15 protein-coding genes are annotated in these 20,926 nt (G+C 45.4%); 13 read left to right on the forward strand and 2 right to left on the reverse strand.

All coding sequences use genetic code 11. The features are described from left to right. Positions 1 to 92 precede the first annotated feature (92 nt). A complete protein-coding gene (locus NYE29_RS18745) occupies positions 93 to 755 on the forward strand; it encodes a nitroreductase family protein (RefSeq protein WP_340897033.1) in 663 nt (220 codons plus the stop codon). A gap of 381 nt (positions 756 to 1,136) precedes the next feature. Here NYE29_RS18745 and NYE29_RS18750 read toward each other — a convergent pair whose 3' ends face one another. Then, positions 1,137 to 3,629 (reverse strand): GH39 family glycosyl hydrolase, encoded by a 2,493-nt coding sequence (locus NYE29_RS18750; RefSeq protein ID WP_340897034.1) that lies wholly within the window; start codon positions 3,627 to 3,629, stop codon positions 1,137 to 1,139. 225 nt (positions 3,630 to 3,854) lie between these two features. Here NYE29_RS18750 and NYE29_RS18755 point away from each other — a divergent pair, with 225 nt between their 5' ends. The 7 genes from NYE29_RS18755 to pgmB all read left to right on the forward strand — a co-directional run bounded on the left by NYE29_RS18755 (position 3,855) and on the right by pgmB (position 11,922). Continuing rightward, positions 3,855 to 5,378 (forward strand): sugar ABC transporter ATP-binding protein, encoded by a 1,524-nt coding sequence (locus NYE29_RS18755; RefSeq protein ID WP_340897035.1) that lies wholly within the window; start codon positions 3,855 to 3,857, stop codon positions 5,376 to 5,378. An 18-nt stretch (positions 5,379 to 5,396) separates the two neighbouring features. Next, the gene (locus tag NYE29_RS18760) at positions 5,397 to 6,407 is read left to right on the forward strand and encodes an ABC transporter permease (RefSeq protein WP_038587535.1); all 1,011 of its coding nucleotides are present in this window, start codon (positions 5,397 to 5,399) and stop codon (positions 6,405 to 6,407) included. 33 nt (positions 6,408 to 6,440) lie between these two features. Then, entirely contained in the window at positions 6,441 to 7,571 is a 1,131-nt protein-coding gene (locus tag NYE29_RS18765; protein WP_076109931.1) for a sugar ABC transporter substrate-binding protein, read from the forward strand. 137 nt (positions 7,572 to 7,708) lie between these two features. After that, the gene (locus NYE29_RS18770) at positions 7,709 to 8,626 is read left to right on the forward strand and encodes an ABC transporter permease subunit (protein WP_340897036.1); all 918 of its coding nucleotides are present in this window, start codon (positions 7,709 to 7,711) and stop codon (positions 8,624 to 8,626) included. A gap of 17 nt (positions 8,627 to 8,643) precedes the next feature. Further along, on the forward strand, positions 8,644 to 10,347 hold the full coding sequence (locus tag NYE29_RS18775; protein ID WP_306080816.1) for a glycoside hydrolase family 3 protein: 1,704 nt from the start codon (positions 8,644 to 8,646) through the stop codon (positions 10,345 to 10,347). Between the two features lie 14 nt (positions 10,348 to 10,361). Next, entirely contained in the window at positions 10,362 to 11,246 is an 885-nt protein-coding gene (locus tag NYE29_RS18780) for an alpha/beta hydrolase (protein WP_076109928.1), read from the forward strand. Continuing rightward, entirely contained in the window at positions 11,239 to 11,922 is a 684-nt protein-coding gene (pgmB, locus tag NYE29_RS18785; protein WP_076109927.1) for a beta-phosphoglucomutase, read from the forward strand. Before NYE29_RS18780 ends, pgmB begins: the two co-directional genes overlap by 8 nt. Positions 11,923 to 12,071: 149 nt before the next feature. Here the strand turns inward: pgmB and NYE29_RS18790 are convergent, their stop codons facing one another. Further along, entirely contained in the window at positions 12,072 to 12,524 is a 453-nt protein-coding gene (locus NYE29_RS18790) for a helix-turn-helix domain-containing protein (protein ID WP_340897037.1), read from the reverse strand. A 492-nt stretch (positions 12,525 to 13,016) separates the two neighbouring features. Here NYE29_RS18790 and NYE29_RS18795 point away from each other — a divergent pair, with 492 nt between their 5' ends. From NYE29_RS18795 to NYE29_RS18815, 5 genes are all read left to right on the forward strand, one after another. Continuing rightward, positions 13,017 to 14,600 (forward strand): acyl CoA:acetate/3-ketoacid CoA transferase, encoded by a 1,584-nt coding sequence (locus NYE29_RS18795; RefSeq protein ID WP_076109925.1) that lies wholly within the window; start codon positions 13,017 to 13,019, stop codon positions 14,598 to 14,600. Positions 14,601 to 14,643: 43 nt separating this feature from the next. Further along, complete coding sequence (locus tag NYE29_RS18800; RefSeq protein ID WP_076109924.1) at positions 14,644 to 15,879, forward strand: L-lactate MFS transporter; 1,236 nt, start codon at positions 14,644 to 14,646, stop codon at positions 15,877 to 15,879. A gap of 54 nt (positions 15,880 to 15,933) precedes the next feature. Further along, positions 15,934 to 16,878, forward strand: coding sequence for a DUF561 domain-containing protein (locus NYE29_RS18805; RefSeq protein WP_340897038.1), 945 nt, complete (start codon positions 15,934 to 15,936; stop codon positions 16,876 to 16,878). 110 nt (positions 16,879 to 16,988) lie between these two features. Continuing rightward, positions 16,989 to 18,380, forward strand: a complete 1,392-nt coding sequence (locus NYE29_RS18810; protein WP_076109922.1) for a sigma-54 interaction domain-containing protein — start codon at positions 16,989 to 16,991, stop codon at positions 18,378 to 18,380. A gap of 250 nt (positions 18,381 to 18,630) precedes the next feature. Next, on the forward strand, positions 18,631 to 20,748 hold the full coding sequence (locus NYE29_RS18815) for a serine hydrolase (RefSeq protein WP_340897039.1): 2,118 nt from the start codon (positions 18,631 to 18,633) through the stop codon (positions 20,746 to 20,748). The last annotated feature ends 178 nt before the right edge of the window (positions 20,749 to 20,926 follow it).

A 20,926-nucleotide genomic window follows, 5' to 3' on the forward strand; every position in this document is an offset into this window, starting at 1 on the left:
TAACATATAAATACAACAAGTGTTGTTCAAGCGACTAATGTTGTATTGAATTAAAATTCTGAATGCTGCTTTTCCAAAAGGAGGAGAGAACCATGTCGATTTCACAACCGTCACAAACGATGGAGCACCAACTTTTTTTTGATGTTGTTCGAGAACGCCGGTCTGTTCGTAGCTATGATCCCGAGATCAAGATTTCGCGGGAGGAATTGACCGGAATATTGCGGCAAGCCACGCTGGCTCCTTCAGCGGCTAACCTGCAGCCGTGGCGGTTTCTTGTTATCGACTCGCCGGAACTGAAGCAGAAGCTGCTTCCGATCGCATTCAATCAACAGCAAGTGGTCGAGGCTTCAGCTGTCATTGCGGTACTCGGAGATTTGGAGTGTTATAAATTGGCCGAGAAAATTTACGGAATGGCGGTCGATGAGTGTTACATGCCTGCAGAGACGGCTAAATCGTTCGTGGAACGCTATACCAGCATGTATTCGAGCATGCCGCCTGAGGCTATCGGCCAAAAAGTTTATACCGACGGCGGGCTAGTATCGATGCAACTCATGCTTGTCGCCCGCGCTAAAGGCTATGATACGGTCCCGATGGGCGGATATGATCAGGCTAAATTTGTAGAAGCGTTCAATATTCCGGAGAGATACGCTCCTGTTATGCTCATCGCCATCGGCAAGGCGGCGAAGCCCGGTCATCCGACGGTGAGACTGGCTGTCGATGATGTAGCTTTCTTTAACGAAATACCTATGGAATAACAAAATGTAAAAGACCTTGGCACCCGCATAAATAGCGGGGAGCTAAGGTCTTTTACAGGTCACATGGGATGGGAAGCAACATCATTGATTACGCTGCCGCGGACTACACTTATCTTTATTTCTTAAGACTTTTACAAAAAAGGAAGCTTGCTCTTAAAGTATATAAATAATGATAGCTCCGAAACCTAATTCCGGTTGAGCATAATCCGGAGCGGGATCGAAGTTATGTTTAAATTTCTTTTCTTTCCCTTGAGTTCCTTAAAGGCTTGTACTTTGATTTCAGATAAATCCTTGGGATTCAATATGTGAATATCATAATTATCGAGTTGTGTTCCCTTTGCTGTCTCTAGTTAAAGACCAAGCGAATTCCTTGGTTACTATCTACTCAGATCGTTCTATCAGTTCTATGAGGCAAATTTCGAATGGCTCCAGGATGACTTGTATCGGGAGAGAACCCGATGCGGTAACACACTTTTTGCTGAGTTTAGGTACGGATATGCTGCGCAGATAATTAATTTCTTCAACAGAATGCCCCGCAGCTGTTCCAAAACTGTTCTCATTGTCAAATGCGCTTCCGAACTGCTGATTCACGATATGCTGCACAAAGTCATAGTTGCCATTAACCGGCGATAATTCAAAATTAAACTCCTTTCGTGATTTTATCGGGAAATGAGAGTACCGTTCGTGATAGGAGATACTTATAGAAACTCCTTGAGCGTAGACCTCATCATAATGATGATAATTATGCAGCAAAATCTGAAAGCCGGTTCGTGATTTGGTAATGAAATATCCATCGCCGCGCGCAATCAACTCATCCCCCAGTTTGTTAAGGAGGAAGAAAGCATGATAAGACGGTTTTTTAATATTGTTATAGGTGAAGAGGCCAAGCCCTCCGTGGAACAACTGCTGCGGAAGGAGATTTTCCTCATGCAAATCGGTTAACAGCCAATACCCAAAAGCATCCAGACGGTCATAGTTCTCGGTGAGATTCTTAATGATATAAGCCGATTTGAAGCAGGTATCACTCATCAGGTCTTTATGGGAGACTGTCGAATTCCACTCCGTGAGATATACCGGCAGCGAGTCGAACTTGGATTCCTCAAGTCGCTGCTTCAGCCGGTCAATAAATTCAGTGAAGGAATGGCTCACTGGACTCAGATTCAACTGGTTATCTTGACCATTATAATCCCATAAATCGATATCGTAATAATGGATCGTAATGAAGTCCGGCGTGCAGCCCGCAGCTCTGGAGAAAGCCAGAAACCGAAACAGCCAGTCTTCGTTCTTGTTATAGGTGGAGAAGGCAGCTGGCCCCCCGAAGGGAATGGAAGGATCAATATTCTTCACGGTTTCATAAGTATTAAGGTACAGCTTATTGAAGATGTCGTCATTGCTGAAGCCAAACAGTAAATTGGAGGAGCTGGGTTCATTCCATACGCAAAACAGCCATGTCTTGACTTCTCCCAAGCCGTACCGCTGAATCAGATGCAGTGTCAGCGCCCGGATGAGTTGATTCCATTTATCTATGCTCTTCGGAGGACTGGTGTTTATTTGATTGTAAAAGACGGTTTTCTCCAGATTGCTGGCGAGCAGCTTTGGCATGAAGGAGAACTGCACCAGCGGCTTCAGGCGGATGGAGAGCAGAAAATCAAATACCATATCAATAAAATGAAAATTATAGATTGCTTTTCCCTCTGCGTCCTCACTATAAACCATCATGTCATCATCCAGCAGGCTGTGCATTTTTATATATTTGAAACCAATTTCCTCCTGTGCGATGCGCAGTGCCTGCTGCACATCGGCGAGCAGAACCTCCTTGGCCCGGCTTACTCCAATAAAGTTCTTGAAATGATGGTGAAGTGCCATCAGGCAGTTGGAAACTGGAACTTCAATCAAAGAAGTTCTACTGCTGCCCACCCGCTGAGGCAAATTGACGGGGGCGGATTCCAGATTGCTCTCTATGAAGGCTGAAATATCCTCATAATAAGAAAGCGGCTCATCCTGATAGTAATTCACGGATTTTTCTTTGGTAGCTTCTATGCTTCCCAAAATTTCGCCTGCATGCTTTTTCCTCCATACACTCGGAACTTCCCCGTATTTATCAGTGAAAGCCACGACGAATGATCGGACATTGGGAAAGCCGTTCTGTACCGCCACCTTGTCAATAGTCAGCGACTCATTCGTAAGATCATTTACTGCATGATGCAGGCGGATATCCTTCAGGTAGTCACTGAAGGATATACCCATGCTCGTTTTGAAGTATTTAGATAAATAGGGGACGGATAAATATTCTGCTTTGGCCACATTTTGCAAAGAGATTCGATCATTGTATTTGCTGTTGACATAATCCAGTATTCGGCTCAGCCTATCCAGATTCTCTTGGGAGTAGCTGAGACCTTCCTCCTTGTCACTGCTGAAATTGGAGCATAGTTCATAGATCAGCTCATACACCAGTGAAATATTTTTGAGATCGATATACTCGTTGGAGTTTATATTATATTTCAGAATTTGGGCAACGATCCGCTTAATATTTTTGAATCGTTCTGAGTCGCCGGAACGGGCTGAGTTGCAGTCATAATACATTCTCTGAATATCCATAGTTGATTCTTTAAGCAATTCAAGTTTGATTTGTAATGCTATCATTGTCGCATTGTCCGCATGCAGCTCATGAACTTCGTTAGAATTAATCAGAATAATATCTCCGGGTCCAAGCTCATAGGACAAGTTGCTGACAGTTATATGCACATTTCCTTTGATATTGATAATAAGCTCCAACGATTGATGCCAGTGGCGGTTAACATGCCCGATGCGGTGAAGGAAGAATTTAATAGGCAGTTGTTTGGGGAAACTAATAACTTCGTGTCGGAATTCCATATCATCGCCTCTTTCTATAGGTGGTTATTTAATCTTCAATGGCAATATATTAGGCACTTATTTAATCTAAAAGCTCGAAATTTGCAATAGGAAGTACTTGGATTCTTATTATAGATTAAATTTATGCTCTAATCTAGTTAACATGGACAGTTAAGATTAGCTGTAGTACATGTTAGGATATATTCGTGGGGTAAGCGATATCATATGGCAAAAGGGATGTTGGATATGGATAAGCAAGTTTTTCTGGAGACCAAGCAGATAAGTAAAAAATTTAATGATGTAACCGCTGTTAATCAAGTCAGCATGAATGTAAAGCTTGGAGAAATTCGAGGTCTTATCGGAGAGAACGGTTCCGGTAAATCAACCATTTCGGCCATGATGAGCGGCCTGTTGTCCGTCACGAGCGGTGAAATGCGTATTGATGGCGCAACCTACCGTCCCAAGGACACACTCGATGCGAGGGAGCATAAGATTTCAATGATTGTGCAGGAGACGGGCACCATTCCCGAATTGTCAATTGCAGAGAATATGTTTCTTGGCGAGGAGCAGCGGTTTGTTAAGCGGGGATTCGTCGATTATAAACGAATGAATCAGGAAGCGGAGCGAGCGCTGGAACTGATTGAGCTGCGTGAGCTCGATGTAACCAGACCCATGTATACGCTAGGTTTTGAGCAGAGAAAGCTGATCGAAATCGCCAGAGCCCTGTACTATGATCCTACATTGTTCATTGTCGATGAGACAACTACCGCTTTGTCGCATGAAGGCAGAGTTCTGATCCACCAGATTATGCGCAGGCTTAGAGACCAGAATAAGGCCGTATTGTTTATTTCCCACGATCTTAGTGAGTTGATGGATGTTTGCGATGTGCTGACGGTTATGCGGGACGGCGAACTGATTACAAGCATTGAGAAGCAGGATTTTGATGAGAATCACATTAAGCAATCCATGGTAGGCAGGGTCATTGAAGGAAATTATTACCGGGTTGATTACGATGGTTCCTATGACGATCAGGTTATGATCCAGGTCAGGAATGTCAGCAGCTCCGTTTTGAAGGACATCCAGTTGGATCTGCACAAAGGTGAGATTCTGGGGATAGGCGGGCTGTCAGGCAGCGGAATGCATGAGTTGGGCAAGTTATTGTATGGGGGTCTAAAGCCAGTGAAGGGAGAGGTCCTTGTCTATGAGAATAAGGAGGACGGCACTCCTGCTATTCCCCGCAAACTGAAGAGTATTAAGGCGGCAATGGCCAGCGGGATCGGTTATGTATCCAAGGACAGAGATAAAGAAACTCTAATTATGGAAGCGTCGATCAAGGATAATCTGGTTTTGTCCGCGCTGGACCAGCTTTCACACTTTGGTTTGATTCTGCCCGGCGAAGAGAAACGGTTTGCCTTGAGACAGATTGAGGGGTTGAAGATTAAAGCCAGCAGTATGAATCAGAACGTAGGGGAATTGTCGGGAGGCAATAAACAGAAAGTGTCCTTCGGCAAATGGATCGGGAACCACTCGAAAATTCTGATTTTAGACAGTCCTACCCGAGGTGTGGATGTAGGTGTTAAAACCACTATGTACCAGTTGCTCTATACTTTGAAGAAAGAAGGGTATTCCATACTGATGATTTCAGAGGAATTACCGGAACTGATTGGTATGAGCGACCGGATTCTGATGATGAAGGACGGGAGAATCTGCAAAGAGTTCTCCAGGGCGGAGAATCTCAGTGAGGCTATGCTAATTGAACACATGATTTAGAGTAAAGGCGGGAGCTTAATGGAACACGGCAATACAGCTACACAAGGAAGACTCGGCAGGGGAAGATTCCCGGGCACTCTCGGCTTTCTAAAAAAAAATAAAAATACATTAATTCAATATGCAGGTTTGGCGCTTGTCATCGTAGTCTTTGCCCTATTGACCGGTGGGGACTTGCTGTCAAGCTTTAACCTGCGGACGATTATCAAGCAGCTTGCTGTACTATTCACGATTTCAGTAGGAATGGTCTTTATCTTCTCCCATGGCGGCATGGATATATCAGTAGGGGCGGTTATGGCGCTGAGCTCCTTAACTGCGGTTTATACGCTGAATGCTGGAGCACCGCTTGCAGTTGGCATCCTAGCTGCCATTGTCGTATCCGTCATTTGTTATCTGCTTAATGTGTTTATCGCTATACAGTTTGGGCTGATGTCGGTAATTTCCTCCCTCTCGGTGATGTTTATTGCTAGAGGGCTGGTGACCTATAAGGTATCGACGGCGACCGAAAAACTTAGCGTTGTGGATACAGAACAGCTCAAGCTGCTCGGCAGAAACATTCCGTTTATTCTGATTTTTCTTATTCTAATAGGTCTGATAGGAATCGTGCTGTTTCATTACACAAAAATTGGTAAATATAACCGGGCCATTGGCGACAATTCCCTGGCAGCTATGCAAAGCGGGGTACAGGTGAAAAAGGCTAAAATCACCGGCTATGCTCTGGCAGGTGTGCTGGTAGGCTTTGCTTCCATCTTATCTTTAGCTCGTTCAACGGTCATCAGCGAGAACACGGGAGCCGGAATGGAGATGGATGTCATTGTGGCCCTCATTCTGGGTGGTTTATCCCTGAACGGAGGCAGCAAAGCGAAAATGAGCTCGGCGATTGTAGGCAGCATTACTTACATTTTACTCAATAACGGGTTGGTCATGGTGGGAGTAGCTCCTGAAATGGTCTCCTTGGTGAAAGGTGTTGTATTTTTACTCGTGGTGTTCCTGCTGCTCAAGCGTCCTTCTTCTGAGGTTATGCCCCGGTAATTCTAAAAAATTCATGTAAAAGAGGGATAAACAATGAAAAAAAGTAAAGTAACCCTTATTCTAAGCGTGCTTATGATGCTGGTTGGAATCGTTCTCACCGGCTGTGGTGACAAAGCCGATAATACAGGCGGCAAAGAGAAGGATCAGATTAACATTGGGGTCATGTTGTACAATTATACGGATATTCAAGGCCAGGAAATCAAATCTTACGGCTCCTATCTGGAAGAAAATTTCAATGTGAAGTTCAATTATGCAACCGTGGGTTCAAGCGAGGAGGACCATATTAAAGGTCTTGAGAATCTTCTTGCCTCAGGTGTGGATGGAGTCATAAGCGGTTATGATACCGCGCTTGAACAAAGTGTGAGCTTGGCGGAAGAAGCCGGTGTGTATTATTCGGTAGCGCTGGGGGATGTGGATGGAAGTATAGCCAGTGACTACTTTGTCGGAGGGATCAAGCAATTCGGCGACAACCCGGCGGACTTGGGTGCCTTGTATGCTGAGCAGGCTTACCGGGCAGGGGCCAGAAATATCGGAGTCACTTCATTTCCTGAGTTTGCTTTCTTGGACGCTCCGGCAATCATTTCGGGTCTGACTGAGAAAATGAAAGAATTGGACGTTGACCATCAAGTTACTATCTATCCAACGGAATACCATTCCTTCGCGCCAGAGAATGCAAGTGATGCAGTAACCAAAATCATCTCCGAGCATCCGGAAGTGGATACGATCTTTGGTCTGGGTTCAGGGATGGACTTTGTTTACCCGGCTATCCTGAACAGCTCTTCTCCCGGAATCCATCTGCTTGCGCTGGGCTATAACAACTCTACAAGTTCGGGTCTTGCGAGTGGCAATGTCTTGATGGCTGGAACAAACAATTACACGCAGATTGTAGCCAACGCCTTTGCGCAGCTGTACGACCGGATTCATGGAAAAGTGTATTCCGATTGGCAGCCTAATGGAAGAGTCAACTATGTAACGCTGAGCTCAGTAGAAGAAACTGATAATTTCAACAAATATGTGATTCCATCCGACAAGTCGAAAGGTTCGGTTACCGCTGATGAACTTAAGCAAGTAATGCTGAGCTTCAACGAATCCGCTACATGGGAATCGCTGCAGGCATTAACCAGCCGTACCTTGCCAGAAATTCAACAGGCCAGAAATGAATAGATCAGGGGATGGCCTTACGTGTCCCAATGTAACGGAGTGAGTGCATGAAGAATCTTTGGATTAAGAGAGTTTGGGGTTTGCTCAAAACATTTTTGTTCCCAGTATTAGTATATGTAATCTTTCTGCTAATTACCTTCATGATGGATCGGTCAGGCTATGCAACATCAGGGGCATTTGACCGAATCATTAGAAATAGCGTGCTATCCACGATTATAGCCTATGCCATCGCGTTGCCCTTGTCGGGAGCGCGATGGGACTTCGCACCAGGGATTATTATTATTCTCTCAGGCATAATTGGCAGTAATCTGGCGATCGATTTGGACGGGGGTCCAATGACACTTTTACTGCTGACAATGGGAATTGCGGTGGTTCTTAGTCTGCTGGAGGGTGTTCTGTACCTGGCAATCAGAGTTCCGACCATCATTGTTTCACTTGGTGTAGTGATGGTGTACGAAGCGTTGTCGGGCATCGTCTATGGCGGGACTGGGACACAACTGTACATGCATCCCCAACTAACTGTTTTTGCCCGGTCTCCATGGATATATGTTGTGCTGCTGATTACTATGACGCTGTTCTATATTCTGCTGGGCCGGACGAAATTTGGTTATGATATGCGTTCACTTTCGGCTAGTCCCCGTCTGGCGGTCAATATGGGTGTTAAAGAGAAAAAGAATATTATTATTACTTATTTGATAGTGGGTGCATTGCTCGGCGTTGCCGCTGTTATCAATGCCTCCACGGTATTGGTGTCACCGGCTAACAATCTAAGCTCCACCTCGCTGATGTTCTCATCAATGGGGCCGGTATTGGTTGGACTTTATTTGGCACGTTTCTCTAATATCCCCCTTGGGATTTTTGCCGGTGCGCTGGGAATGAATGCCCTATCTTATGGCATGGTCGTCATGGGGATTGACAGCTCTATACAGACCGTTAATCTTGGTGTGTTCATTGTGGCTTTCATGGGATATACCTCTAATCAGGAGAAGATACGCGAATTTTCCAAGAAAATCAGAATCGGTGCCAAAAACAAAAGCATTAGGCGACAATCGCAGTAAAGATAGGAGTGGGAGAAGTGGATATTAACCGTTTGAGAGAGAAGCCATTTAATCTGAATGAAGAAGACATGAAATGGGTACAAGTGACATTCGGGAAAATGACGATGCAGGAAAAGATCGGGCAGTTGTTTTTCATGGTTGGCTACAAACAGGATGAACCGTTCTTGAAGCATATTGCAGAAGAGATTGGCATCGGAGGTTTGATGTGCCGTTCTATGGCCAAGGAAGAAGTGGTTGCCACTGTATCAACCTTGCAGAAGTCGGCGCAGATTCCTCTGCTTATAGCCGCCAATCTGGAGGCGGGCGGACAGGGCATAACTAGTGACGGCACCAAAGTTGGTTCGAATATGGCAGTTGCCGCAACCGGAAACGATGAGTTGGCTTACGAATTAGGAAGAATATGCGCTATTGAAGGCGGTAGCGTAGGCGCCAACTATGCGTTTGCTCCCGTTGTCGACATTGACTTCAACTTCCGCAACCCCATCACCAATACAAGAACCTTCGGGAGCAGCACGGAGCGGGTTAAAACAATGGGGGCCGCTTATGTGAAGGGCTGCCAGGAGCAGGGCATGGCCGCTTCGATCAAGCATTTTCCTGGCGACGGTGTGGATGAGAGGGATCAACATCTTGTGACTTCTGTTAATTCCTTAACAACAGAAGAATGGGACCATACCTTCGGAAGTGTGTACCGGCATTTGATCGATGAAGGAGCCAAGACGGTAATGGTCGGGCACATTGTCCTTCCTGAATACTCCAAACTTTTGAATCCGTCTCTTCGCGATGAGGACATTCTGCCCGCATCACTGGCAAGCGAGCTGCTTGGTGGGCTGCTGCGGGAACGGCTTGGCTTCAATGGACTGATTATCACCGATGCGACAACGATGGCGGGGATGAACATTCCGATGCCGAGAAATGAGCTGGTGCCCCGGGCGATTGAAAACGGCTGCGATATGTTCCTGTTCACGAAAAACCTGGAAGAAGATGTGAAGTTTATGCGGGAAGGTCTGGCGGCAGGTATGCTCTCCACTAACAGATTAGATGAGGCTGTTCTCCGCATTCTGGGGCTCAAGGCATCACTCAAGTTGCATGAGCGGGAGAATGTACCGGTACTTGCCAAGGCTGAGCAGGTGCTTAGGCATGATAGCCACCGGGAAACTGCCAGAGCTATCGCTGATCAATCCATCACATTAGTTAAAGAGGAAGAGGGAGTATTCCCTATTATACCGGAGCGTTTCCCTCGTGTGTTGCTTTACGGCATCGAGAGTGAGGCTAACGCGCTAGGTTACAACAAGACCAGTGGCCTGGCGGCTTCATTTATTCCACTGCTCGAGAACGAGGGATTCTCCGTAACCCTTTTTGAGCCAACGGGCGTCTACGAAGGACTGCAGGGCTCTTATACAGAAATGAAAAAAAGCTATGATATTATAGTCTATCTGTGTAATCTGGCAACCAAGTCCAATCAGACAGCTGTCCGGATTGAGTGGCTTAATCCGATGGGCATCAATGTTCCAAATTATATTAATTCTATTCCGACAGTGTTTATTTCTACAGAGAACCCATATCATCTACTTGATGTTCCGCGTGTCAAGACCTACATTAACACTTATGGAGTCAATGAGTATACATTGCCGCTGCTGATTGAGAAGCTGATGGGCGTATCGGAGTTTGTAGGCAAGAGCCCTGTTGATCCGTTTTGCGATAAATGGGATACAAAATTATAGAGAGGGGATTTACTGTGATTCATCAAAAGCTTCCGCTGCTGGATAACTCAGCAGCTACACTCACCACCTATATTCTGGATGATGGAGAATTCGACCGAAAAAACCTGGTGCGTCCAGCTGTTGTGATCTGCCCTGGCGGCGGTTATAACGTCATTTCCCAAAATGAAGGAGAACCGGTAGCGCTCGCCTACAGCAGAATGGGTTACCACGCTTTTGTCTTATCCTATTCGGTGAAAATTGATAATCCGTTTCCCACTGCGCTGCTAGAGTTGGCCCATGCGATGGCTGTCATTCGGGAACATGCGGATGAATGGCTTGTGGACAAAGACAATATTTCAGTGGTTGGCTTCTCTGCCGGCGGGAATCTTGCGCTTAGTCTGGGGATTTATCATAATCAGCCCCTACTTAATGAAGGTACGGGATTACGCGCCTCCCAAATCAAGCCCAATCAAATTCTGCTTGGTTATCCGGCGGTTACACTGGAGCCTCGTTCCGAGAAAACTCCCGATTTCGTCATTGAACTGATGGAGAAAGGCTTGATGCCTGATATGAGAGGGCCAAGCATCCGTGAAATCCTGATGGGCAAAGAGAATTTGTCGGATGAAGAGAAAGATTCTTTAAATCTGCTGCATTATATCCATTCAGAGCTTCCCCGCACATTCATCTGGGGCACTTATCAAGATACGGTGATTCTACCGACGGATTTATTTGGCCTGGCTGAGGCATTATTCCGCAATGAGGTACCCTGTGAACTGCATATGTTTGAAAAAGGGCCGCATGGCATGTCGCTCGCCGATGAAACGGTCAAAGCGGCGGAGCAGTTACAGCACTTGCATCTCTCCGAGTGGTTTCAACTGAGTGTGAAATGGCTGAAGCAAGGAGTGGGGCGCAGTGAGTAATCTTCCCAAAGCGGTGATTTTTGATCTGGACGGGGTGATTACAGATACAGCGGAATTTCACTTCCTGGCCTGGAAACAGCTCGGCGAAGAGCTTGGAATTGAAGTTGACAGAGAATTGAATGAGCAACTGAAAGGAGTCAGCCGACTGCAGTCGCTAGAGCGGATCATTGCTTCTTCACCTAAGCAACCGGTACGGACGATCGATGAACTGGAGCGGCTGGCGGCCAAGAAAAATACACATTATACTTGGTTAATTCAGTCTGTCTCGCCAAACGATATTTTGCCCGGCATCGACACTTTGATTAAGGAGCTGCGGGCAGCGAACATTAAGCTGGCCGTTGGCTCGGCGAGTAAAAACGCTCCGTTCGTACTGGAGCGTCTGGAGTTGACCGGTGCTTTTGACTATATTGTTGACGCGAGCAACATAAGGCATGGCAAGCCGGATCCAGAAACCTTCACCGATGCAGCGGATTATCTGAAAGTTCCGTATAAGGCTTGCATTGGGATAGAGGATTCGGCTGCAGGCATTGAGGCTATTAAACGGGCAGGCATGTTCGCGGTTGGCATCGGAGCAGCGGAATCTTTACATCAAGCTGACTATCTCGTCCGCGTTACGGATAATCTCAGGATGAGCACGATTTTGGAAGCATACAGTCAATGGAGCAACGGAGCTTGAGCGGATTGCAAACAAAGCTGAGCTATACAGAGAATAATAACTGATCATTAGCGTGCACTGGCATATTACGGTGCGCGCTGTTTGTCATTACAAGCTATGCTGTTCTTACTGTATTCCCGCCTCGGTGACCATTTTTCAGTATGGGATGTTTAGATGGATTTACGGAATTCAGCAGGGGTCATACCAGAGAAGTTGCGGAAGAGTTTAATGAAATAGCTGGCATTGTCATACCCTAACTGCTCTGCAATATCTACAATAGTGAGGTTACTTTGATTTAACAGATCCTGAGCACGCTCCATTTTTATTCTAGTAACAAACTCAATGAAAGTGAGACCAGTATCTAATTTAAATAAACGGCTAAAATGAGTAGGGTTCAGGCCAAGGCGGTTCGCCATTTCTTCCATTCCCACCTTCTCACCAATATGATTCATTACATACCGCTTCGCTTCGGCCACTTCCTTTCTAACATTTTGCTTCCACATGGAACTTAGCATCAATACTTTTTCTTTCAGAAATCCTTCAAGCCATTCCATTAATTGATCAAGTGTTTCAAATTCTCGTATAGAGCGCTGATGCATTTCATACAGCTCTGTCTTTTTCAAGAGATTCAGGTGTTGCAAAAATGCAATTTACGCAACATGGGAAAAATATTTTATTTTTTTCTTGATATTTATAAAATATCTTAAAATGCAATCTGCACGAATTTGAATAATTCGCTAATATGAAAGGTCACCTCCAGGTTGTTTTTATAACCTTTAAACAAGATGAATGAAATAGTGTGGTTATTTTGCGACTGTTACATCTAATCCGAATAAGAAAAAAATAGAGTTGAATTTCACCTGTCTATTCCAACACGCTTATTAATCATTAAAGAAAAAATGCGCTTAAAAAGAGAGTGTTCAAAAGAGTGAGTCGCAAAAAATCTACAGAAAAAAACCTTGATTTAGAGCTATTTCGGGCCTGTTGACCCGTTCTTTTTTCTGTAATACGATGACATTGCGAAATATTTCACAAGAGATTTAAGGCATGCGAAGCAATAGTTTTATTTTTTAATCAAAAAAGTGAAAATATTCACATATGAGGGAGCAGATTAAATGACAAAAGTAATTTCAGCCGCAAAAGCAGCGGAACTAATTAAAGATGGTGATACAGTTGCAGCCAGCGGGTTTGGATTATCATGCTGGGCAGAAGAGATGGGAATAGCCATTGAAGATCGCTTCGTGCAAACAGGACAACCGAAGAATTTGACTGTAATGCACGCGAGTGCAGTCGGCAACCGCCGCGACAAAGGAATGAGCCACTTAGGCCATGAGGGATTAATTAAACGATGGATTGGTGGAATTGCAATTGCTTCTCCCGGGATGGCTAAGCTCATCGAAGAAGACAAATGTGAAGCGTACAATTTGCCCCAAGGTGTAATTACTCAGCTATACCGGGAAATTGCAGCTAAACGTCCTGGTGTGATTACCAAAGTAGGCATGGAGACGTTCGTAGATCCTCGGGTCGAAGGCGGAAAAATGTCCCCGTCTACGAAGGAAGACATAGTGAAGGTTATTGAATTAGAGGGCGAAGAGTGGTTGTTCTATAAATCTTTCCCTATTAATATCGGCTTGATCCGCGGAACCGTGGCTGATGAGAATGGCAATTTGACTCTTGAAAAAGAAGGCCTGCATATGGAGGTTCTGCCTATCGCTCAGGCTGTCCGCAACTCGGGAGGCATAGTTATCGCCCAGGTAGAGACGGTCGCAAAGTGTGGCACGCTTAATCCTAAAGATGTTAAAGTGCCAGGGATTTTAGTAGATTATATTGTTGTTTCTAAACCGGAAAATCATTACCAGACAGAAAACACTCATTATAATCCGGCATTCTCCGGTCATGTAAAAGTACCTACAGAGTCAATTGAATCCCTACCGCTGGATGAGCGCAAAATCATCTCCCGCCGAACTGCAGTAGAGCTTCAACCGAATACGATCTTGAATCTTGGGGTTGGAATTCCGGTTAATGTTGCAAACATAGCAGCAGAAGAGGGAGTAAGCGACCAACTGATTTTGACAACAGAGGCGGGTTCGATTGGTGGTGTTCCCGCAGGTCTGAAAGACTTCGGTCATGCTTATAACTCTGAGGCTATTGTAGATCATGACTCGCAGTTCGATTTCTATGATGGTGGCGGAATCGATTTATCTGTCCTTGGCTTGGCTCAAACAGACGAGTTCGGGAACGTAAATGTCAGCAAATTTGGAACTCGCGTAACTGGATGCGGTGGGTTTATTAATATCTCTCAAGCTGCCAAAAAGCTTGTGTTCGCAGGTACATTTACTGCTGGCGGGCTAGAGGTCAAGGCTGAAGATGGAAAATTGCAAATACTCCAAGAGGGAAAAGTAAAAAAGTTCATTAAGAAGGTGCAACAAATCACGTTCAGCGGTTCATATGCCGCCAAAGTTGGGCAACCCGTTGTATATGTTACTGAGCGCGCAGTATTCGAATTGCAGGATGGAAAAGTTACACTAACTGAAATCGCACCAGGTGTTGACTTGCAGACTCATATTCTGGATCAAATGGAATTTGAACCGGCGATCTCACCAAATCTTAAAGAAATGGATCAAGCCATGTTCCAGGAAAACTGGGGAAAATTGAAGTCTATTATTGCCGCGAAAAATCGGATTTTATTGGAAGTATAGTGATTATTTATTGATTTAATAAACCATACAAGGGGATGATGTCATGAATGTAAAGTTGAATCGTTGGAGGATATTGATTGCATCAACGATCATTAATATCTGTGTAGGTGCAATATACGCATTCAGTATTTTTGCACTGCCATTAACCAAAGTATTTAATGTTACGATGCCGGATATTATGATGGCTTTTACTATTAACGCGGCTATATCTCCAATTCCAATGATCCTGGGAGGGAAATTGGTGGATAAAGGGGGAGCCAAGAAGGCTATATTCATCGGCGGAGCAATGTTTGGGCTTGGATTTATTCTTTCCGGATTGGCAACCGCTCCTTGGATGCTGTATATCACATACGGTGTAATTACCGGAATAGGTCAGGGAATTGTGTATTCAGCTACAATTGGGAACAGCGTTAAGCTGTTCCCGGATAAAAGAGGATTAGCTGCCGGAATTGTTACAGCGGGATATGGCGGTGGGTCCATCGTTATAGCACCTATAGCTAACGCGTTAATTAGCGGCAATGGTGTCCAGCCAGCCCTGATAATGCTCGGGGCCGCCTTCTTAGTAGTCATTCTAAGCCTTGCTCTACTCGTTAAAGCATCTCCGGCCGGTTATATCCCTGAGGGCTGGACGCCTCCGGCTGCTGCAGCTTCTAAGGGTGGAGTTAATGTAGAGTGGCACGAAATGATAAAGAAGCCATTATTCTATGTGATAGCCTGCCTGTTCTTAATCGGTGCCTTGTCAGGAATGATGGTAACAGCTAATGCTTCTGTAATCGGTCAGAAGATGTTTGGACTTTCAGCCGCAGCCGCAGCACTATATGTAAGTTTATACTCTCTCAGTAACTGCATTGGTCGTGTATTCTGGGGCGCTGTGTCCGATAAAATTGGGCGGGTAAAATGTCTGCTCATTATCTATCTGGTCATTGCGGGCATGATGTTGACTATAGCATTATCTACAACAATAGCCGGATTTGCGGTAGCCATCGTAGGAATTGGCTTATGCTTTGGCGGAACCATGGGAATATTCCCTTCTATTGTCGGTGAGAAATTTGGTATGAAATATTACGGTGTGAACTATGGTGTAACTTTTATCGGTTATTCAGGAGCAGCATTCTTCGGACCGAGAATTGCCGGTAAGGTTGCAGCAGCTAATGACGGAATGTTCACGAATGCTTTTTACATCGCTCTGGTTATCTCCTTGGTTGGTTTTGCCTTAACCTTTGTTTTCAAAGCAATGGAACAACAACAGCCAAAACCAGAAGCCACTAAAGCTGCTTAAGAAACTTAGTTACATTAACGATCAAAAACGATCAAAAAATGGAGGTTTTTAAGAATGTCGATTACAAAATTATTAGGTATTAAATATCCGATTTTTCAAGGTGGTATGGCTCAGATCGCCGTTTCTCCTCTAGTAGGTGCTGTTTCTAATGCGGGAGGGCTAGGCATTATCGGTTCAGGCGGATTTACTGCTGATCGTCTTCGTGACGAGATTCGTAAGGCAAAAGAAAGCACCAATAAACCCTTCGCTGTAAATTTGATGTTGATGATGAACAATATCCCTGAACTTATTCAAGTCATTATAGAAGAAAATGTGAAGATTGTTACCACTGGTGCAGGCACGCCCGCTCCATACATGAAGACTCTCAAAGAAAATGGCATTATCGTAATTCCGGTAGTCCCTTCTGTAAAAATCGCTAAGAAAATGGAAGCATTAGGTGTTGATGCGATTGTTGCTGAGGGAACAGAAGCAGGCGGACATGTTGGTGAAACAACGACCATGGCTCTTCTGCCTCAAGTAGTTAGTGCGGTTTCCATTCCGGTTATTGGAGCCGGCGGGATTGCGGATGGCCGTGGAGTAGCAGCTGCATTTGCGCTCGGAGCACAGGGCGTTCAGGTTGGAACCCGGTTCCTGGCTACAGTGGAATGCCCTACTCACGAGAACTTCAAACAAGCAGTAATTACCGCAGATGATACGAGCACAACGGTTACTGGCCGCAGCCTGGGTGGTCCTGTTAGAAGTATTAAGAATAGTATGATTGCTGAATTCCTTAGACTTGAAAATGAAAAGGCTTCTCGTGAAGAATTAGAGAAATTAAGTTTGGGATCTTTGCGCAGAGCCGTATTCGAAGGAGATACGGATACTGGCTCTGTAATGGCAGGACAAATTTGTGGGATGGTTAATGAGATTACCACGGTTGAAGAGATGATTACCACTATGTTTGAAGAGGCTCAAGAAATCCTTGAGAAGCTGGGGAAATTATCAGTTGTTGGTGCATAATTAAAGTGTAATGTATATTAGCCAAGTGGTATCATTTACGTAATGATATCATTTGGCTTTTTTTCTAAATATGAAGTAAGCGTTAATACAACTGTATAGGACTGATAAATTTGACTAAAAGAAATAAAAAATCAGGTAAACGTACGATAGACGAAATTATTGGAGAATTGCCTTCTACTTTATTTGTCACCGATCCAAACGGAAATATATTAATTTCCAATGATTTTACCGCTTTAACCATTGGAGTTCAATTAGAAGATCTGCTAAAGGCCAATGTCCAGGATTTGGTGAAGGCAGGCTATTATGGTCATTCCATTACGATGGAAGCCATTCAAAGTAAACAAAAAGTATCTAAAAATATCATTACGTCAAGAGGGTTTCATATATTCTCGACAGCTATTCCTATTTTGGATAAGGATGGGGAGGTGCAGCTGGTAGTCACCACTTCAAATGAATTCAAACAGGAACACACCTATTATGAAGCTAATGTACCTGTAACCCAGCAAATCAACAAGCAATTAGGAGAAGCTGCAGCGGGGAAAGGGAAAGGTATTGTTGCCGAAAGTTTGGCAATGAAACAAATTATTAAAGTCTGCAACCAAATAGCATCCTACGACAGTAAAGTGTTAATATATGGTGAATCCGGAACGGGTAAAGAGGTTATAGCGAAATATATTCATCTAAAGAGTGAAAAGTGGAAGGGTCCCTTCATTGCGATTAACTGCGCAGCTATTGCTCCGGCCGGATTTGAATATGAATTGTTTGGATACGAAAAAGGAGTCTTTGAAGGGCAGGCGGAAGTGAAGACGGGAATGATCGAAATTGCCAATGACGGGGTTCTATTTCTGGATGAAATTGCTGATTTGCCGCTCGAGATGCAAGCCAAATTATTGCGGGTTCTTGAGAATCAGGAAGTGAGACGAGTCGGCGGCATTACTAATATACCGATCAATTGTCGTGTTATATCAGCTACTAGTCGGGATCTGTGGAGTATGGTAAAAAAAGGTCTGTTCCGGGAAGATTTATATTATCGGATTAATGTGATCCCGATTCATATTCCTCCGCTTCGCAACCGCAAACTAGACCTTGTAGGATTAATCTCCAGTTTTATAGCCAGCTTCAATCAAATGTACGGTAAGAAATATGTCTTAAGTGCTGAAGAGTTTGATAAGATGCTTAGTCAGCCTTGGCATGGGAATGCGAGAGAGTTAAGGAATTATATCGAAAGACTTGTGGTTACGGAATACATGGGAATTAGCCAACAGGAAGAGGATAATGTTGCGGATTGGTATTCAATAGACCACTTCATAGAAAAAAATAAACATCAGCTGTCTACTCTGAAAGACTTCACTGCAGTAGCAGAGGGGCGTTATATAAAAAAAGTACTGAAAGATTGTTATGGGAACGGAACAGAAGCGGCCAAGAAATTAAGTGTGGACAGATCGGTTATTTACAGAAAGCTAAAGAAAATGGAAGAAGTGCTGGCCCCCAAAACCTTATAACTGGGCAAGCTGTCCTGAATGGAAAGCTATTAAAACTTGATTCTGGTAATCATAAAATCAAAGGTTTCAGCTCAATTGGGCTGAAGCTTTTTTTTGTTCCAGGGGCAGATTGTCCACGCATGAACTGATGCGGTGAAACAAATATGATCTTATATTCATCTTAGTGGAGCTAGAATTTAATGAACCCGTATCCATAAAATTCCGTAATAACCGCTATACCTATTATTTTAATGGAAATGGAGTGAAGTGAATGAAATTGTCAATGCTGCGTAGCGGTCCCGCTTTTTGGATGAGGACAGTACTTACCGCTACCCTGATTCTGACTCTGATGGCCCCGATGGTGCATGCGTCTGCCGTTTCCCCCGTGTCTCCTCCTCCGGCATCTGCTACCGGGCAAGCCAAACCGCTGACGACAGAGAATGCTGCGGCGTTCCTCAAGCAATTCTTCAGTATGAAAGAGGTTAAAGCGCAGCTTGCTGGTGCGGTTGTCATCGTGGTGAAGGATGGCAAGACGGTGATTGAAGAAGGTTTCGGCTATGCGGACAAGGCCCGTAAAACGGAGGTAGACCCTGATGAAACGGTCTTCCGCATGGCCTCGGTATCCAAAACCTTCACCGCCGCTGCCGCTATGCAACTGGTAGAGCAAGGGAAAATTGATTTGAAAGCGGATTTTCAGACCTATACAGGACCGATTGAATTCGAGAATCCCTTCGGGGTTCCGGTAACGGTGAAGGATCTGCTGACCCATACCACTGGGTTCCGGATTCAGGATCCCCAGCCGGAAGATATCAATGATGATTTCGGGACAAAGGTATCGATTGAGGATTATGTGTTGCAGCACATGCCGCCGGTTGTCCGAGAGCCGGGCACTTCTTACATGTATGACAACTTCGCTTCACTGTTGCTCGGTCTGGTAGTGGAGAAGGCCAGCCGCGAGTCCTATGAGGATTATATGGAGAAGCATGTATTTGCACCGCTGAATATGGATAAAAGCGGCTTCCTGCTGGAAGGCAAGCTGAAGGAAGATCTCGCTACGGCCTATGATGCCGCAGGCAAGGCGCTTGACTTGTATACAGTAACTCCAACCGTCATGCCCCATGGAGGCATGTTGTCCACCGCCGACGATATCGGTAAGTTCATGACTGCTTTTCTGAATGGGGGTGTGGCGGGAAATAACCGCATTCTGGCTAAAAGTACAGTAGATGCCATGAAGGAATATCGCTCCTCCATCCATCCGTTGTTGCCGAATACCACCTACGGCTTCGAAGCACCCATGCAGCTTCCCGGTGCCGGCAGCAGCTCCAAGATTATCACCAAGGCAGGCGATTTAATCGGCTTCAGCTCTTATATGTTCCTGATTCCGGAGCAGAATACCGGGGTTTTTATTGCCTATAATCAGCAAAGCGTGCTGCGGGAGCTGTTTTACCCGGCGTTTATCCAGGCGTTTTTTCCGCAATATGCCGCACCAGCGAAGCTGGGAACCTTCCAGCCGCTGAGCGCCGAAGCCCTGGATGCGTTCACCGGCTACTATGCGGATCTCCGTCTCAAGAGCTTAGTCTCCACGGTTGCTGTAAAAGATGGTGCGCTTAGCATTAGCGATGCATTGCTGGGCACCCGCCAGCTGCGTCAGGTGGACGATAATTTGTTCATTGATGAGCTTACCAAGAAATTTACTGGCTTTGAAATGACTTCGGGCGGGCAAGGCGCCTATCTGAAAGAACCGTACCTCAATCCTTACAGCTATGAGCAAAAAGGGCCGGATGGTGTCGGCTATGCCGATGTCACCGCGAGCCATCCGTATGCGGCCCCGGTTATGATGCTGCAGTCGCTGGGATATCTGCCGAATGATGCGGCGCTCAGCTTTCAGCCTGAGGCGGGAACTACGCGTGCCGAGTATGTGCGCTTGATGCTGGAGAGCAGCAATATAAAAGAGAGCAAGACAGAGAAGCTGGCATTCCCTGATCTGCAGGGTCATCCTGATGCCGCTTATGTACAGATGGCCGTTGAACTCGGAATGGTTCAAGGAACGCCAGGGGGAGAGTTCCAGCCTGACCGGGTCATTTCCCGCCAGGAGGCGGCAGTAATGGTGTGGAAACTGCTCAGCGCACAGTACCCGGATGAGCTGTTCAAAGATGTGAAGCTGGCCGGCAAAACGGATAAATGGGCGGTTCCGGCGGTGAGGATGGCCGTGGCTTTGGGACTGTACGGACCTGACATCAAGGCTGATGCCAAGGGGGCTGTTGATTTCAAGTCCAGAGATGCGCTGAGCAAAAAGGAGAATGCTGCAATTCTGTATGCTCTGTTCACGAATCCGATCAATCAGATCGTTGCCGGACTGACGGAGAAGTCCGGGGAAGCGGGCAACTGAGAGGGCGTACAGCGACAGGAGTTCATATATCTAGTTCAATAGATACGGTGGGAGCGTCGTAGTTTTGTTAATAAGACTCCTTATGAAATAGAAAAGAACGGGAGATTGCGCCCGATGAATCTATTGGGCTGTAATACAAAAAGCAGAGCCTGCAGACATTGTCCGCAGGCTCTGCTCT

It is taken from the genome of Paenibacillus sp. FSL M7-1046 (genome assembly GCF_038007405.1).
Taxonomy (GTDB): domain Bacteria; phylum Bacillota; class Bacilli; order Paenibacillales; family Paenibacillaceae; genus Paenibacillus_AQ.